The sequence below is a fragment of the Rothia mucilaginosa ATCC 25296 genome (genome assembly GCF_000175615.1).
GTDB classification, from domain to species: domain Bacteria; phylum Actinomycetota; class Actinomycetes; order Actinomycetales; family Micrococcaceae; genus Rothia; species Rothia mucilaginosa.
Map to the genome: position 1 here is coordinate 21,901 of NZ_ACVO01000001.1, position 16,590 is coordinate 38,490.

The 16,590-nt window shown below is 63.4% G+C and carries 10 protein-coding genes; all 10 read left to right on the top strand.

All coding sequences use genetic code 11. The features are described from left to right. The first annotated feature begins 26 nt into the window (after positions 1-26). The 10 genes from ROTMU0001_RS00105 (at position 27) to ROTMU0001_RS00150 (ending at position 16,423) form a co-directional block, all read left to right on the top strand. Positions 27-1,100: an ABC transporter substrate-binding protein gene (locus ROTMU0001_RS00105; RefSeq protein ID WP_005507412.1), complete on the top strand. Its 1,074-nt coding sequence runs from the start codon at positions 27-29 to the stop codon at positions 1,098-1,100. A 138-nt stretch (positions 1,101-1,238) separates the two neighbouring features. After that, on the top strand, positions 1,239-3,254 hold the full coding sequence (locus ROTMU0001_RS08915) for a hypothetical protein (protein ID WP_005507414.1): 2,016 nt from the start codon (positions 1,239-1,241) through the stop codon (positions 3,252-3,254). Between the two features lie 178 nt (positions 3,255-3,432). Beyond that, positions 3,433-4,488: a hypothetical protein gene (locus tag ROTMU0001_RS00115; protein WP_044141538.1), complete on the top strand. Its 1,056-nt coding sequence runs from the start codon at positions 3,433-3,435 to the stop codon at positions 4,486-4,488. Positions 4,489-4,626: 138 nt separating this feature from the next. Beyond that, positions 4,627-5,694: a FecCD family ABC transporter permease gene (locus ROTMU0001_RS00120; RefSeq protein WP_080548145.1), complete on the top strand. Its 1,068-nt coding sequence runs from the start codon at positions 4,627-4,629 to the stop codon at positions 5,692-5,694. Then, positions 5,694-6,800 (top strand): FecCD family ABC transporter permease, encoded by a 1,107-nt coding sequence (locus ROTMU0001_RS00125; protein WP_005507417.1) that lies wholly within the window; start codon positions 5,694-5,696, stop codon positions 6,798-6,800. The genes ROTMU0001_RS00120 and ROTMU0001_RS00125 overlap by 1 nt, the downstream gene beginning before the upstream one ends. Then, positions 6,800-7,642: an ABC transporter ATP-binding protein gene (locus ROTMU0001_RS00130; RefSeq protein ID WP_005507418.1), complete on the top strand. Its 843-nt coding sequence runs from the start codon at positions 6,800-6,802 to the stop codon at positions 7,640-7,642. Before ROTMU0001_RS00125 ends, ROTMU0001_RS00130 begins: the two co-directional genes overlap by 1 nt. 504 nt (positions 7,643-8,146) lie before the next feature. Further along, positions 8,147-9,550, top strand: a complete 1,404-nt coding sequence (locus tag ROTMU0001_RS00135; protein WP_005507419.1) for an enterochelin esterase domain-containing protein — start codon at positions 8,147-8,149, stop codon at positions 9,548-9,550. 267 nt (positions 9,551-9,817) lie between these two features. Then, positions 9,818-11,518 carry a (2,3-dihydroxybenzoyl)adenylate synthase gene (locus ROTMU0001_RS00140; RefSeq protein WP_005507420.1) on the top strand — a complete coding sequence of 567 codons (1,701 nt, stop codon included), beginning with the start codon at positions 9,818-9,820 and terminating at the stop codon, positions 11,516-11,518. 66 nt (positions 11,519-11,584) lie between these two features. Continuing rightward, the gene (locus tag ROTMU0001_RS00145) at positions 11,585-11,812 is read left to right on the top strand and encodes a phosphopantetheine-binding protein (protein WP_005507422.1); all 228 of its coding nucleotides are present in this window, start codon (positions 11,585-11,587) and stop codon (positions 11,810-11,812) included. A gap of 270 nt (positions 11,813-12,082) precedes the next feature. Continuing rightward, complete coding sequence (locus ROTMU0001_RS00150; protein ID WP_005507424.1) at positions 12,083-16,423, top strand: non-ribosomal peptide synthetase; 4,341 nt, start codon at positions 12,083-12,085, stop codon at positions 16,421-16,423. The last annotated feature ends 167 nt before the right edge of the window (positions 16,424-16,590 follow it).

Genomic DNA, 16,590 nt, shown 5'->3' on the forward strand with positions numbered 1-16,590 from the left:
TAGTTTAGTCAAATCTAGGGGGAACTATGTCTTTCAACCGAACCGAGCTGACCGACGCCGAAAACCACGGCGCATCGGGCGTTAACCGCCGCGCATTCTTCGGCCTGGCGCTCGCCTCCTCGGCTGCTCTCGCCCTCGCGGCATGCAGTAGCGAGACCACCACGACCACCACTTCCGGCGGTTCCACCTCCGGCGGCAATAGCGGCACCCGCACCATCAAGGACATTGACGACGAGAATGTAGAAGTTCCCGCCAACCCGCAGAAGGTTATCGTCCTCTCTGAACCCACCCTCGACGGCCTGCTCGCCCTCGGCGTGACCCCCGCCGGTTCTGTCTCCGGCCGCGGTCAGTCCGGCGTGCCCAACTACCTTGCCGACCGCGCCAAGGGCGTGCAGATTATCGGCACCGTCGCCCAGGTCAACTACGAGCAGATTGGCAACCTTGATCCCGACCTGATTCTGGTCGACTCCACCGGTGTGGACAAGCGCTCCGAGGCCTTCGAAACCCTCAAGAAGATCGCCCCCGTCGTCTACTGCGGCTACGCGGGCGGCGACTGGCGCATCAACTTCCGCAACGTCGCCAACGCTATGAACATGGTCGACAAGGGCGAAGAAGTCATCAAGGCATACGAGTCAAACGCTGCTACGCTGAAGGACCAGCTCGCCCCCAAGTACGGCGACAAGACCTTCTCCATCGTCCGCTGGGCAGGCAACGGCCCCGCCCTGATTCTCAAGGAACTGCCCGCCGGTCAGGTACTCAACGACCTGGGCCTCAAGCGCCCCGAGTCGCAGGACCGCAACGGCCAGGGCCACTCCGAGCCGGTCTCCCTGGAGAACCTGGCAACCATCGACGCGGACTACATGTTCCTGGGCACCCTCGGCGGCGCAAGCCAGCAGAACCCGAACGCGCAGGGCTCCGCAGGTCTGCAGGGCGCCGAAGAAGCACTGAATAAGGCGAAGGAAACCTCCGGCTTCACCAACCTGAAGGCAGTCAAGGACGACCACGTGATTCTCGTGGACGGCTCCAAGTGGACCTCCACCGGCGGCCCGCTGCTGCTCGAGGGCATTATCGAAGACGTCAAGAAGGCGCTTCCGCTCTAAACACCCTGTTCTGAACGCCCCACTCTAAATACCTGTGAAGCAATCACCCGCTGAAGCTTCCGCCACCCTTCCCGCCGCGATCTAGACCCGCGGCGGGAAGGGGATGCACGACCCACCACACCATCCTCAAGGACCACAATGACCGAAACTCGACCCGTGCGCACCGCAGCCCGCTACGGTGCCGTCGTGGCTCTCGCTGGCGCGCTCATCACCCCCGGAGCAGCGCTGACCGGCTCCACTCTCGCATTCGCGGATACTCCCGCCGCCACCCAGCAGGAAGCTAAGGCTGCCGTGACCATCTCCACTGAGAAGTGGCGCGAAGGTAAGCTCGTGCTGCGCGGCACCGGCTTTACCAGCACCGCACCCGGTCGCGGCGCAGTGTTCGCAGTGAAGTTCCTCGACGCCCTGCCGGATGAAGCGCACCAGGCGATTAACCCGATCACCAAGAAGGGCGGCAACTCGCCCGCGAACTTCATGGGAACCGCCAAGGAGGACGGCACTTTTGAGGTTGAGGTGTCCCTGCCGACCCCCGAAAACACCGGTCTGACCGCTGAGCAGCTGAAGAACAAGGGCTGGACCGTGGAGGGTACCAGCCACCGTATTCAGGTGCTTTCCGGCTCCCTGGGTGGTACGGATGCGGACGGCAACACCTACGACCGTCGTGCATCTGTGTCGCAGAATATTACGCTGAGCGACCCGGCACCGAGCCCGGCACCGACCGCAGAGCCCAGTGCAACTGCAGAGCCTTCTGCAACGGCTGAGCCTACTGCAGATCCCTCTGCGACCGCTGAGCCTACCGCTGACCCTAGCGCAACTGCAGAACCCACCCCCGCACCTACTGCAGAACCCACCCCGGCACCTACCGCAGAGCCGACCCCCGCGCCCAGCGAAGACTCGAAAACCTGCGCACCCGCCGATAACTCCTTCACCCCGCGCCTGACCATCGAGAACCCCAAGGCGGTTCAGGGTGGCAAGCTGCACCTGACCGGTGACGGCTGGTGCAACCCCGAAGACAAGAAGGCATCCGTTATCGGTCTGAAGATTGACGACGGCAAGGTATCCCGTAACGACGCCACCGCGGTCAACGACAACCACACCATCTGGGCTGTCATCACCCCCGATGAGAACGGCCATATCGACGCCTGGATTGACCTGCCCACCCGCGACAACGCAGCCTTCAAGAATGACGAAGACGCCGCCAAGTACGCCTCCGGTGAGCACACCCTGCGCCTGCTGACCGGTAGCCTGCGTGAGGGTGACCGATCCGGAACCTACGGCGGCGCCAACAGCCAAGGCGGCATCAACACGACCTTCACCATCGGTGAGTACGCCCCCGGTGACGCGCCCGAGCCGGTCAACGCCTCCGAACTGACTAACGGTAATGGCGTGCAGGTGAGCCGTGACGGCTCCACTGTGACCGTGACCGTGCCGAACGCTGAACCGGGCACCTGGGTGTACGCCGCGACCTACCTCGGCAACTCCCCGCAGACCCTCTACGGCTCCGGCTGGAAGCGTCTGGACGGCAACCGCAGCTTCAGCTACGAAACCAGTGTGAGCATGCCCGCCGCAACCTACCGCGTGGTTGTGCACAACGGCAACCAGGGCGCTGAAAATGCGGTGCTCGGTTTTGCTGACATGACCGTGGAACGTGCTGTTACTCCTCGTCAGGACGTTTCCCGCGATGAGCAGGACGCCACCGACCAGCTGGTCGAAGAGCTGAACGAGAACCCCGCAACCAGCACCTCTACCGCGCCGGTTCCCATGCGTAACGCGGGCGGCCGCATCAGCACCCGCGCCACCGACGTGGATGCATCCCTCGCCGCGCTCTCGCAGAGCACCGCTCCGGTCGTGAACCGTGTGCAGGCTAAGGCGAAGGTTCAGAGCGCGCAGAAGAACCTGGCAACCAACCTGCAGAAGACCGAAGCCAACGCGAAGAAGGCAGTGAAGGCTGCCGCCGGTTCGCAGAACTCGCAGAACACGCAGGGCTCGCAGAACTCCGCCGCAGGCACGAAGGCACAGGGCCCGATCGTTGAGGGTACTGAGCTGACCGGTCTGACCAAGTGGCTGGTCAACAACGCCAATAACCTGCTGCTCTCGGCGGCTGGCCTGGTGGTTTTGGCTGCGGCTCTGCTGCTGCGCACCTCCAAGAAGTAAGCTCTCTAACCACACATTCACACCGGCACCGGTCCACGCTCCACAGTTTTGACCCTGCACCCTTGAACAGGGGCGTGGATCGGGTGCCTCCAACCATTCGGGTCACGACCCGCTGAACTGCACCTCCATGAACCCGGTAGCGTTCAGCTTCGACCCCGGTAATTTTGAAAGGACCACCATGCGTGCACCTTTTTCGGGAGCCCCGAAGGCATCCCTGACCTCTAAGGCGCTGACCGCCTGCGCTGCCGCAACCCTGGCGCTGGGCTTGGGCGTTGGCACCGCATCCGCTCTGCCTCCGGGCGGTGCAAAGGCATCGACTCCCGGCACCTCCTCGACCGTTTCTTCGTCTGTGAGCGAGCACGGCGTGATTTCCTTTAGCGTGAGCGGTTTCCCCGCGAACACTGTGGTGTCCGTGAAGGTTGATGACGGTAACCTGTGCCCCTCCGATGCGGCTCAGGGCGCTTGCGTGGTGCACCAGCAGAAGACCGATGGTAACGGTAATGTCTCCGGTTCCTTCGTTCTGCCGGATGTTGGCGCTGGCACCCACACTCTGCGTTTCCTTGCAACTGGTGAGAAGCGTGACAAGGACGGCAAGTACCTGGGCACCGAGGCGTACAGCAACCGTAGCCCCGAGTTCACTGTGGTGGGTGAGGGCGGTTCGGATAATTCCTCCTCGAACTCTTCGGGTTCTTCCTCGAGCCGTGGCTCTTCCAGCTCAAAGAGCAACGGTGGTTCCTCGAATGGCGGCTCGAACTCTAACAACTCAGACTCTGCAGACGAGGCTCAGGGCTCTAACGATTCCAACGAGTCCTCGTCCAATGGTGGTTCGAACGGTTCCTCGAATGGTTCTGCAGGTGGCGCGGCTGAGGCTGAGACCGTGTACACCGACGCTGACGGCAACACCATCACCAAGGAGGAGTACGACCGCCTGAACGCGGCAGCTGACTCTTCCGGTACCTCCGGTACCTCCGGCACCTCTGGCTCTTCCGCTGCGCCTGCTGCTTCGGCTTCTGCAAATGCCCAGAAGAAGGCGACCGCTTCGGCGAGCGCATCTTCTTCGGCTGTTGCGCGCGGTACCGCGTCGAACCCGAGCGCTTCAGCTTCGGGCGCGGCTAACACCGCATCCACCGTTCAGGCCGTGACTTACGGTGCTGCGTTCCCGTGGATTGGCGTGGTGGTTCTGGGCGTAAGCATTGTGGGCGCTGCTGCGCTGTTGCTGACCCGTAAGCGCTAAGACTTAACGTCGGATGTGGGTGGGGGAGTACCCGCCCGCTCCGGCGTTTCTCTCGTTATCTATCGGTGTGCCGGGTGCCCCTCTGGTGGGGTGCCGGGTGCGCCTCCCCGTTTTCTTGTATCGAGCATAAGGAGCATAGTGGCCCGCACGAGCTCATTGTCCCGAGGTGTTCAGCAGGAGAGTACGTCCCGTCAGGGCTCTGTGATTCAGGGGCAGAAGCTGGGTAAGCGCCTGGCTTTTCTGTTCTTGTTTGCGGTGCTTTTGGTGGGGGCTGTGGCTGCTTCTTTGCTGTTCGGGTCGAATAATCTTCCGCCGGATCAGGTTCTGGCTGTTTTCAATGGCACTGCTTCTGAGCAGGCGCAGACGATTGTGATGGAGCAGCGTATTCCGCGTACCCTGGTGGGTCTTGCGGCGGGTGCGGCGTTGGCGGTTGCCGGTTCTCTGATGCAGTCGTTGACTCGTAACCCGTTGGCTGAGCCCGGCCTGATGGGTGTGAATGCCGGTGCTGCGGTGGCTGTGATTGGCTCCGTGGTGGTTTTTGGCGTGATGGGTATTTGGCAGTACATGGTTGCTGCGACGATTGGTGGCGCGTTGGCTGCGGTGCTGGTGTACACGCTGGGTCGTGGCCGTGACGGGTCGATCGTGAAGCTCGCTCTGGCGGGTGTGGCGATTTCTGCGGCGCTGTCGGCGATTGCGCAGGGCCTGATTTTGGCTGATCAGGATGCGTATAACGAGTTCCGTGTGTGGGTTGCCGGTTCGCTGGAGGGCCGCGGTATGGATATCGCGTCCACGGTGGGTCCGGTGATTGTACTGGGTATGCTGGTGGCGTTCTTTGTGGCTCCTGCGATTAATGCTTTGAGTATGGGCGAGGAGGCGGCGACCAGCCTCGGCGTGAGTGTGCGTACGACCCAGAATTTGACGTTGCTGGCGGTGACGGTGCTTGCCGGTGCGGCGACTGCTGCGGTGGGTCCGATTGGTTTTGTGGGTTTGGCGGTGCCGTTTGTGGTGCGTGCCCTACTCGGTAATGATGTGCGCTGGGTGAATTATGGTTCGGCGCTGTTGGGTCCGGTGTGGCTGCTGTGTGCTGACGTGTTGGCGCGTGTGCTGGTGGCTCCGCAGGAGACTCAGGTGGGTATTGTGGCGACTCTTGCCGGTGCCCCGGTGTTCTTGTTCTTGATGACTCGTCGTAAGGTGGAGGCTCTCTAATGTCGAATTCTTCCGCTGTTTCGACGGCGACCGTCACCACTGCAGCTAATCGTTCTGCGCGTCGTAGCGGCCGCGATTTGGGCGGTCGCCCGGTGTTGACTGTGCGCGGTCCGCTGAGTGCTCAGGTGCCGTGGCGTGTGCTGATTTTGAATGTGGCGTTGGTGGTGCTGATTGCGGCGCTGGCGTTTTGGGGCATGTTGCAGGGTGATTATAAGATCGCCCCGGAGAAGCTGATCCCGGCGCTGCTGGGTGAGGGCAAGCAGATTACGGTGACTTTCGCTCAGCAGCGTGCGGCGCGTATTGTGGCGGCGCTTCTGGTGGGTGCGGCGCTTGGTCTGTCGGGTGCGATTTTCCAGGTGATCTCGGGTAATGCCCTGGGTTCGCCGGATATTATCGGCTTCACGAATGGTGCCGCGACCGGTGCGCTGTTGCAGATTATTGTGTTCAATTCCGGCCCCGTTGAGGTTGCTCTGGGCGCTGTGGTTGGTGGCTTGGCGACTTCGGTGCTGGTGTGGTTGTTGACGCGCCGTACGGGTTTGCATGGCTTCCGTCTGGTGCTGGTCGGTATTGGTGTGGGTTCGACCCTGGCGGCGTTCAATGCGCTGCTGGTGGTGCGTGCTTCGCTGACTCAGGCGCAGACCGCGGCGTCTTGGCTTGCCGGTTCGCTCAATGACATCACGTGGGAGCGCACCTACGCGCTGCTGGGTCTGCTGCTCGTGGTGACTCCGCTGCTGCTGATGCTGGTCCGCCCGCTGGGTGCGATTCGTTTTGGTGACCAGGTGGCATCCGGTTTGGGCGTGAGCGTGAACGCGTACCGTGTGGCGGCTCTGTTCATCGGTGTGCTTCTGGTTTCGCTGGCGACCGCGACGACCGGCCCGATTGCCTTCGTCGCTTTGGCGGCACCGCACATCGCGAAGACTCTGTCTCGTAGCGGCGGGGTGGGCTTCACCTCCGCGGCACTTATGGGTGCGCTCATGGTGCTCGGCTCTGACCTGATTGGCCGATTCGCTGTTCCCGGACGCATCATTCAGGTGGGTGTGGTGACCGGCGCGATTGGCGGCCTGTACCTGATTTACCTGATTTACCTCGAAAGGAAGAAGAGCTAGTGAACGCTAGTGTGACGACCCGCCTTGAAGGCGAGAACATGGTGGTTGCCTACGGTGAGCATACGGTGCTCAACGGGGTAGATTTTCAGGTGCCGGAGGGGGAGCTGACCGTTATCCTGGGCCCGAATGCCTGCGGCAAGTCGACCACTCTGAAGGCTCTTGCCCGCGTGAACCCGCTCAAGGACGGCGAGGTTCGCCTGGACGGCACCCCGCTACCGCAGATGAAGTCCCGCGCTATCGCCAAGATCCTGGCGATGCTGCCGCAGACCCCGGAGGCGCCTAGCGGCGTGACCGTGGCGGATGTGGTGGCGCGCGGCCGCTACCCGCACCAGTCGCTGCTGCGTTCTTGGTCCGATGAGGACGAGCAAGCCTGCGTGGAGGCGATGCAGGCGGCGAACGTGCTGGAGCTTGCTGAGCGTCCCATTGAGGCGCTCTCGGGCGGTCAGCGTCAGCGCGTGTGGATTGCCATGACCCTGGCACAGCAGACCCCGCTGATTCTGCTCGATGAGCCGACCACCTACCTGGACATCACGCACCAGATTGAGGTGCTGAACCTGACGAAGAAATTGCATTCCGAAGGGCGAACGGTAGCCGTGGTGTTGCATGACCTGAACCTCGCTTTCAGGTATGCTACTCATGTTGTGTTAATGAAGCAGGGCCGGATTATCGCTCAGGGCGATCCGCGTGCGATAATTACACCGGAACTTATCCAGGAAGTTTTTGACCTGCAATCGGTCATTATTCCTGATCCATGCACTGGTACCCCTTTGGTTATTCCGAAGGAGAACCAAACAATTCATATTGCCGCTGACGCTATTTCGGCGGCCCGCGAAAGCGAATAGTTTTCGCCCCTAAGCCGCGTGGGAGTTAGCACCAACCGTCTCAGTACGGGTGGAAAAGCTCGGCATTGCGCCGAGTAGCGAACGCTAGGATCTGAGGGACCCAGGATCCCCTGCGCGTAGGGCGCCTACCCGGTGCTCGCCCGTCTTTGACGCATGAACGGATCCGAGCACTGGGTAGGTTCCATTTTGGGAACCCGCAGATGAGGCACCGAGACTGCCGCATGAGACCTTCACAGTTTGAAGGTTTGATGCACGGTCTCGGTGCCTCATCTCATTTAACTGCCCGGTTTGTGGGGGCCACTGTTTGCGACCTACAGTTGGGGCCTGCATTTGAACCCCGCGCTCGCTGTCATGAATGTCATGTTTTGGTTCTTTCGCTTTTCCCTTTGGCTGGAGTTTGGGTAGGGGATACCATAGAGTGAGGTAGTAGAGGCTAACTAACGATAATGCGCCTCCTCACCGATTCTCACCGATTGAGTGTTTCCACAGACCAAGGAGGAACCGTTGGGCGAGCACGAACCCACCGCGACCGTTCCCGCGCAGAGTATTTCTGCCCAGAACACTTCTGCCCAGAACACTTCTGAACAGGCTACTTCGGCGCAGCCGCGTACCGTTGCGCCGACCGTGCGCCCGGCCCCTCCCAAGATCCCGCGCCCCGTACCGGCACCGCGCGTGGACAGCCCCCTTATCAGCGCCCTCATTGCTGAGGCGGTCAGCCCCGAAGAGCTGAACGCCCGCATCCTTGAGGTCGTCTCCGAAGGCACCCCCATTATCGAGCTGGTGCACCGCGAAGACGGCAGCATCAGCGAGAACGAACGCATCGTTACCTTCCTGTACCACAACGAGCAGGCGGAGCAGGTGCTCATGTTCATCAACCGCCTGACCGATGAGAAGAACCTTGACCGTTCCCTCATGGCCCGCATCGAGGGCACTGGCTGGTGGCAGCTGAGCATGCAGATGGAAACCACCTGGCGTGCCTCCTACAACTTCTTGCCGGCGCTGCCCGGCGAGCGCCCCGCTTGGCTGGGTGATGACGACCAGGTGCGCTTGCGCGCCGCTCTGGATTCCGGTGAGGGTGACCCGCTGAACCCCGAGACCGCGTGCAACCGTATCGGTCGTTGCATGGGTGTGGTGCAGCTTGAGCATGCGCCGGTGCAGGAGTTCATCCTGACTCAGGAAGAGATTGACGCGCTGCCCGCCCCCGAGTGGATGCAGACCTCTGACGGTCACCAGTATGTGCTCGGCCGCGTGGGTGACCCCGCCCCGGATGCGCCGCTGTTCATCCAGTTCGACGGTGAGATGTGGTTCAGTCAGGGTATGGAGCACACCCTCAACCGTGCCCACGAGGCCGGTCGTATTCCGGCGATGCACGTGTTCTTCCTGCACTCTGGCGGTCGTGAGAACCGCTGGAAGGAGCTGAACGGCGACAACCCGATTGCCGACTACCTGGTAGAGATCGCGTTCCCGCACCTGGAGGCAGTGCACGGCATTAAGACCGCGCCGCAGAACATTGTGATTAACGGTCAGTCGCTGGGTGGGCTGTCCTCCCTGCTGGCGGTGCTGAGCCGCCCGGAGGCGTTTGGCGGCGCGATCGCGCAGTCTTCGTCGCTGTGGCAACCGCAGGTCATGGACCGCCTGGACGAGCTGGAGGCGGCGGGCGAGATTGATCGCCTGCGCCACCTGTACCTTGAGATTGAGGTGGGGGAGCAGGAGTGGGTTCTGGTACCGCCTCACCGCGAGTTGAAGGAGCGCCTGGAAAAGCTGGGCCTGAAGAATGCGCGTTGCACGGCCTTCAACGGCGGTCACGATTATGCGTGCTGGCGCGGTGCGATTGTGCCGGCGTTGGAACGTATTATTGCTGCCCGCCGGGAGGCTGAGCGCGCTGAGCGGAGCTTAGCTGAGGAGTAGCGAGAGATCGCCTAGGGATCCTGCACGGGTAGAGCACACCCCGCATGGTGGGCGTGCGGGGTTCCCGTTAGGGTAAACACCGCCGCGCCCGTATCCTAGAGAAGTACAGCCTAAGAGAAGTGCAACACTACCGCGCCGCGAGGGGTGCCGAAGGGTACCCGGCGCAGGTTGCGCACCCGCCCTCATTGACGAGATGGCATCACGCTGCGAACGCACGCAGCACGTGAGCGCTATAGAAACCGCAAACGACACAGAAATCGAGAGAAGATGACCGTAGAACGTAGCCCCCTGGCCCCCACGCCGCTCATCCCCGAGTCTTTTGCCGCGAAGTACCGCGAAGCCGGCTACTGGATTGACCAGACCATCCCCGAGTTCCTGCTAGATGCATGCCGCGCGAAGCCGCACTTCCCGGCGCTGGTGGCGCTCTCGCACGCGCAGCTCGATGAGGACGGCAAGCCTCAGCAGATTCGCCTCTCCTACGGTGAGCTGGAGGCGGCAGGTCGTGCCGCTGCGGCGCGCCTCGTTCAGGCTGGCGTGCAGCCCGGTGACCGTGTGCTGCTGCAGCTGGGTAACACCGCCGAGTACCTGGTGTACCTGCTGGGTATTTTCTGGGCGGCGGCGCTGCCGGTGTTCTGCCTGCCGCAGCACCGCACCACCGAGCTCGTGCACTTTGCGACCCGCACCGACGCTGCGGCGCACGTGTTCTCTTCGCTGACCCCGGGCGCAGATTTCGCCGCCCTGCACGAGGACGTTGCCGCCGAGTTGCGCAAGAACTCCCAGGAGCCGCCGGTTGCTATCGACGTTGCGGAGCCGCTGACCCCGCTGACCGAGGAGGAGCTCGCCGAAGAGTTCGTGCCCGGCGTCATCCAGAACACCGAGAACCTGCGCGCGAGCGAGCAGGTGGCGTTCCTGCAGCTCTCCGGCGGTACGACCGGCATTTCGAAGCTGATTCCTCGCACCCACGCCGCCTACCTGTACTCGGTGCGCGGATCGGTCGATATCTGCAAGCTGAACAACAACACGACCATGCTCGTGGTGCTGCCCGCCGCGCACAACTTCACGATGAGCTCGCCCGGTATTCTGGGCGTCATGTGCGCCTCCGGCAAGCTGGTGTTTGCGGCGGATCCGTCCCCGCAGACTGCGTTCCACCTCATTGAGATGGAGGGTGTGACCACCTCCGCGCTGGTGCCGCCGCTGGCTCAGGCGTGGGTCGCCTCCGCGGAGAAGCGCGGCGTGTCCCTGCCGTCTCTGCAGACCCTGCAGGTGGGCGGTTCGAAGCTGGCCCCGGCGGTTGCGGGCAAGATTGAGTCGGTGCTCGGCTGCACCGTTCAGCAGGTGTTCGGCATGGCTGAGGGTCTGGTGAACTACACCCGCTCGACCGACCCGATTGAGATGCGTCTGAGGACTCAGGGCTACCCGATCAGCCCCGACGATGAAATTCTGATTGTTGATGATCAGGACCAGCCGGTTAAGCGCGGCGAGAGCGGCCACCTGCTCACCCGCGGCCCGTACACGATTCGCGGCTACTACCTGGAGGAGAACGCGAACCGCTACGGCTTCACCGAGGACGGCTTCTACCGCACCGGCGACATTGTGCGCCTGGTCGCAGGCAAGTACCTTGAGGTGACCGGCCGCGCGAAGGACCAGATTAACCGCAACGGCGAGAAGATTGCCGTGGACGAAATCGAAGAGCTGGCGCTGACCCACCCCGACGTTTTTGACGCCGTGGTCCTGGGCATCCCGGATGAGACTGTGGGCGAGCGCGTGGGCCTGGTCATTGTGCCGCAGGAAGGCGCCGACCTGGGCGAAAACCCGCGTCGCACGATGCACGAGTTCTTCACCTCGAAGAAGCTCGCCGACTTCAAGATTCCCGAGCGCGTGCAGGTTCTGCAGGAGCTGCCCACCACGAACGTGGGTAAGATTTCTCGCCGCGAACTGCGCGCCAAGCTTGCCGAAATTTTCGGCTAAACCCTTTGAGCTGATCATTTTCAGCTAAACCGTACGCCCTTATTCCTACCCCTATTGAGGAGAAAAATGTCCGCATTTGAGACCCTGCGCCCCATCATGGAGAAGTACATCGTCGAGCCCGACTCCCTGCAGACCGCTTTTGACGAGCCGACCACCGACCTGTTCTCCCTAGGCATGGACTCTATGGGCGCATTCGCCCTGCTCGACGACCTTGCCGCTGAGGGCGCCGTGATTGAGTTTACCGAGCTGGTGGAGAACCCGACCGTGGAGTTCATCGCCTCCCGCCTGGGCTAAGCGTTACCGCACCCCGAGTGCCCGCCTGCCGCGAATGCAGGCGGGTACCCGGGGTGTTTGCTACTCGCTTCGTTTTTCTGTGCGCCGGTTTTACGCCGTATTGTGTAGCTGCGTTTACCCTTGTCAGTGCACTTCTGTCAGCGCACTTCTGTCAGCGCACTTCTGTCAGCGTGAAGCGGCGGGGCAGTAGCCTGCCTTTCACACCTACCTTTAACACACCGCATATCATCCCTAATCCAGACCCCTAATCCAGACCTTTGAGAGGCCACCATGGGCGTAGCTGATACTACCGCACCCGCTAGCTTCGGGACTGCTTCCGACCTTCGCACCGCCGCGAACCCCTCCGCACAGCACAGCGCTGACAGCCCCTGGCTGCCGCTGACCACTAACGCACGCGGCATCTATTTTGCCGCCGCGATTGACCCGACGAACCCCTGCTACAACACCGCGGAGGTTCTGCAATGCCCCGCAGACACCGACCTCGCTCTTCTGCGTGAGGCTTTTGAACAGCTCTACCGCGAGAACGAGGGCTTCCGCGTGCGCACCCGCATTGCCGACGGTGCTGCCTCCCAGCAGATTCTGACCGAGGAGGCGTTCCTCGCGGGCATTGACCTGCTCGTGGATGATGGCGAACTGGACGGGGGCGAACTGGAGGAGGGCGAGCTGAGCGGCACCGCTGAGGCGGGGGAGGAGAACGCCTCTGACCTGCCCGAATCAGCCCTGCCTGACTCTGATTTGCCCGCGCCGGTACGCTCCTGGGCACAGCGCCTACTCGCCCAGCCCCTCGCCACCGATGAGGGCGTGACCGTACGCAGCGCAGTGGCGCGTTATGGCGGGTTCCTCTGGGTGTACCATTCCTTCTCCCACGTGGTTGCCGACGGGTTCGCGGCGTTCAACGGCCTCTCCCGCGTGGCGGCGATATACCGCGCTCTGTCCGCCGGTCAGCCGGTTCCGGCAACCCGCCGCATGAGCCTGCAACAGCTACTCGATGCCGACGATGCCGCCTCCGACGCCCGCGACGAAGACGTCGCCTTCTGGGAGGCGAGCGGCGCCCTGGAGCAGGAAGACACCTCCCTGGCGGGTCGTACCGCATCCCCGTCGGCGCAGTCTGTGCGCCTGGCGTTCAGCATTGACGTACCCACCCAGCAGGCCCTGCTGGATGCGGCAAAGCAGCACGCTGTCTCCTGGCCGGTGCTGGCGACCGCGGCCGTCGGCTCGTACCTGGCGCGTGTGGGTGGCTACCCGCAGGCTTCGTTCGGTGTGCCGCAGATGAACCGCATGTTCGCCCGCACCCTGCCGGAGGCGACCCGCGCCCTGGGCACGGCGAGCGCGCAGACCGGCTGTACCGCGGTGAACGTTCTGCCGGTGCAGGTTGCGGCGACTGGCCCCATCGCGGAGTCCCTGCACTCGGTGAAGGAACAGTACGCCCGCAATGCGGAGCATCCGCTGGCTCGTCAGGAAGACCTCGAGCGTACTGCGCGTAATGCCCAGTCCAGGCTGTTTGGTGCGCAGATTAACATGGTGCCCTTTGATGCGGTGCTGCCGCTGGCGGCGCCCTCGAAGGACGAGTCCGGAGCCGCGGTACCGACCGCGCGCATTCACAATATCTCTGCCGGTCCCGTTGCTGACGCGACCTTCACCCTGCGCGGCATGCCCGGCCGCGGCAACAGCATCTCCTGCGAGATTGACATGAACCCGGCGCTCTACACCGCTGAGGAGCTGGAACGTCACGCCGCCCGCCTGCGCGAGTGGTTGCCCGCCTACGCGGCGGAGGCGCAGCGCGAGGGTGCCTCCCTGAACAACCTGGGTTTGGCGACCGAGGCGGAGCTTGCGACCCTGCGCGAGCTGACCGCCCCGGCGCTTACCGAGCACCCGATGGAGTACAAGACCCTGCTGGGCCGCTTCCGTGACGCGGTGGCGGCGCATCCGCAGGCGCTCGCGGTGCTGGATTCTGCCCCCGCGCCCGGTGAGGTGCTCACCCCCGAGTCGGATCGCGCCTACGCTTTTGACCGCGCCCTCACCTATGCCGAACTGGACGAGCGCGCCCGTGCGCTTGCCGTGCAGCTGCTGGACTGGGGCGTTTGCCCTTCCGACGCGGTGGGTCTGCGTGTGCACCGCGGCGCCGAGCAGTACGTGGCGCTGTACGCCCTGCTGTACGCTGGCGCCACCTACGTGCCGGTGCTTCCTGATCTGCCCGCCGAGCGCGTGGGCGTGATGATGGAGGACGCCGAATGTTCCCTGCTGCTGCACGGCCCCGGTCTGCAGCCGCTGAGCGCGGAAGAGCTGAACCCGCAGGAACCGCAGCGTCACGCGAACCTGCCCCAGCACACCCTACCGCAGCTGAGCATCGAGGAACCTGTACAGGCACCCGCCGCTGAGGAGCTTCCGGGCACGAAAACCGGCCTGGACGAGGACGCTTACGTGCTCTTCACCTCCGGTTCTACGGGCAGGCCTAAGGGCGTTGCCATCAGCCACCGCGCGATTGATAACCGCCTGCGCTGGCAGCAGCACCAGATTCCGGTGGGGGAGGGCGCCCGCGTTCTGCACAAGACTCCCATCTCCTTTGACGTGCACGTGTGGGAGCTGTACTGGCCTCTCGCCGAGGGTGCCGCCGTGGTCATTGCCGCCCCGGAGGGTCACCGCGACCCCGCATACCTGGCGCGCGTGATTGCCGAGCAGTCCGTCACGGCGGTGCACTTTGTGCCGACCATGCTGTCGGCGCTGACCTCTTCGCCGGCGGCGCGCCGCATCCTGGCTGATGCCGGCTTCGGTCAGGACCGGGAGCAGCCCCTGCGCTACGTGGTCTGCTCGGGTGAGGCGCTGCAGAAGGACCAGGTGCAGGCTGCGGGCGAGGTTCTGGGCGTGTACCCGCTGAACCTCTACGGCCCGACCGAGGCGGCGGTGGACGTGACCTTCTGGGAGACGTCCAACGACCCGCAGCGCGAGAGCGTGCCCATTGGCGAGCCGGTCTGGAACACCGGCACCCTGATTCTTGACCCGACCGGCCACCCCGTGCCGGTGGGTGTGACGGGTGAACTGCACCTGTCGGGTGTGCAGCTGGCGCGCGGCTACAAGAACAACCCGCAGGCGACCGCGGCGGCTTTCGTGGAGCAGGCTCCTGCCGGTGCGCTCGCGCTGCTGAACGGTGAGAGTCAGCGCCTGTACCGTACGGGCGATTTGGCGTGCTGGGAGATTCTTCCCGATGGTCGCGCCGTCATTGGCTACCGCGGCCGCACGGACTATCAGATCAAGGTGCGCGGTCAGCGCCTGGAGCTGGGCGATATTGAGATGGCTCTTGCCGCGGTTGAGGGTGTGAGCGCTTCGGTGGCTCTGCTGTACCGCGGCCTGCGTGAGCCTGCCCTGGCGGCGGTGCTGGAGGTCGGCGACGTGCCCGCCGAGCGTGCCGAGCAGCTGGTGGAGACGGCGCGCGAGCATTGTGCGCAGGTTCTGCCGGACTACATGGTGCCGACCCTGTGGCATACCCTGCCTGCTCTGCCGGTGAGCCCCTCCGGTAAGGCGGATCGCAAGCTGTTGGCGTCCCTGGACCTGACCCCGCAGACTTCTGATGCTGAGGGCCCGCACGGTCTGCTGGAGCAGCAGCTGTGCTCGATTATTGCCGGTGTGCTGGGTCGTGAGCGTTTCGGCGTGGATGAGGACTTCTTCGCCTCGGGCGGTCATTCGCTGGCGGCTCTTGAGGTGATTGCCGCGGTTGAGGAACAGCTGGGTCTGAGCGTGAGCATCGGTGCGCTTTTTGCACATCCGACCGTGCAGGCTTTGGCGGCGTCCATTGCGGGCGAGCGCGGCGAGGGTGCGGAGTTCGCGCCGGTTCTGCCGCTGCGAGAACAACCTACCGCGCATGACGCTACCGATGCCCCCGCGCCGCTGTTTATCCTGCCGCCTGCGGGTGGTTTGGGCTGGTGCTATGCGGGGTACCTTTCGCATCTTCCGGCTCAGCAGGGTGTGTATGCTGTGCAGGCTGAGGCGTTCTCTGATCCGCAGGCTGGGTTTGCGTCGAGTCTGCAGGAGTTGGCTGAGGGCTACCTGGCACAGATTGAGAAGACCCTGGCGGAGCGTTCGTTGCCGCGTCGTTTTGCGTTGATGGGCTGGTCTGTTGGCGGTACTGCCGCGGTGCAGGTTGCGGCTCTGGCGCAGGCTGCGGGTGCGCAGGTTGAGCGCGTCGTCCTGTTGGATGCGTATCCTTCGGAGCAGTGGCAGGGTGTGCCTGCGCCGGATGAGCAGGAGAGCTTCCGTGCGCTGCTGCGTATGGGTGGTTTGCCGGAGCCTGCCGCCGATGAGCAGCTTGACCTGCCGAGTACCCTGGAACGCCTGCAGAAGGCGGGGTCGGCGATGGGTTACCTACCGGAGGAGAAGCTGGGCGTGTGCCTGGGTAGTATGCGCGCTTCGGCGGCGTTGATGCGTGGTGCTGAGCAGGCGTTCTTTGAAGGGGACGTGTTGCTGGTGGGTGTGCCGCATGAGGATCAGCCGTACCTGGATGCGGCGGGTTGGTCGGCGCATGCCTCGTCGTTCCGTGCGGTGCTGCTGGAGGGTACGCACCCTGATCTGGTGAATCCGGCGCGTCTGGCGGAGGTGACCGGCCACTTCGCCGGCTAGCCTCACCGGTGCCCCAATAACTGATTTAGCCCGGAGGTAATAGTCGTTACCTCCGGGCTACATCGGTTAAAACATGCGGTTGAGTTAAAACACGAATGCCCCCGGTTGATGAATCACCAGCCGGGGGCATTGCTTTAGTATTATAAAGAGTATCTTTTGAGTGATTT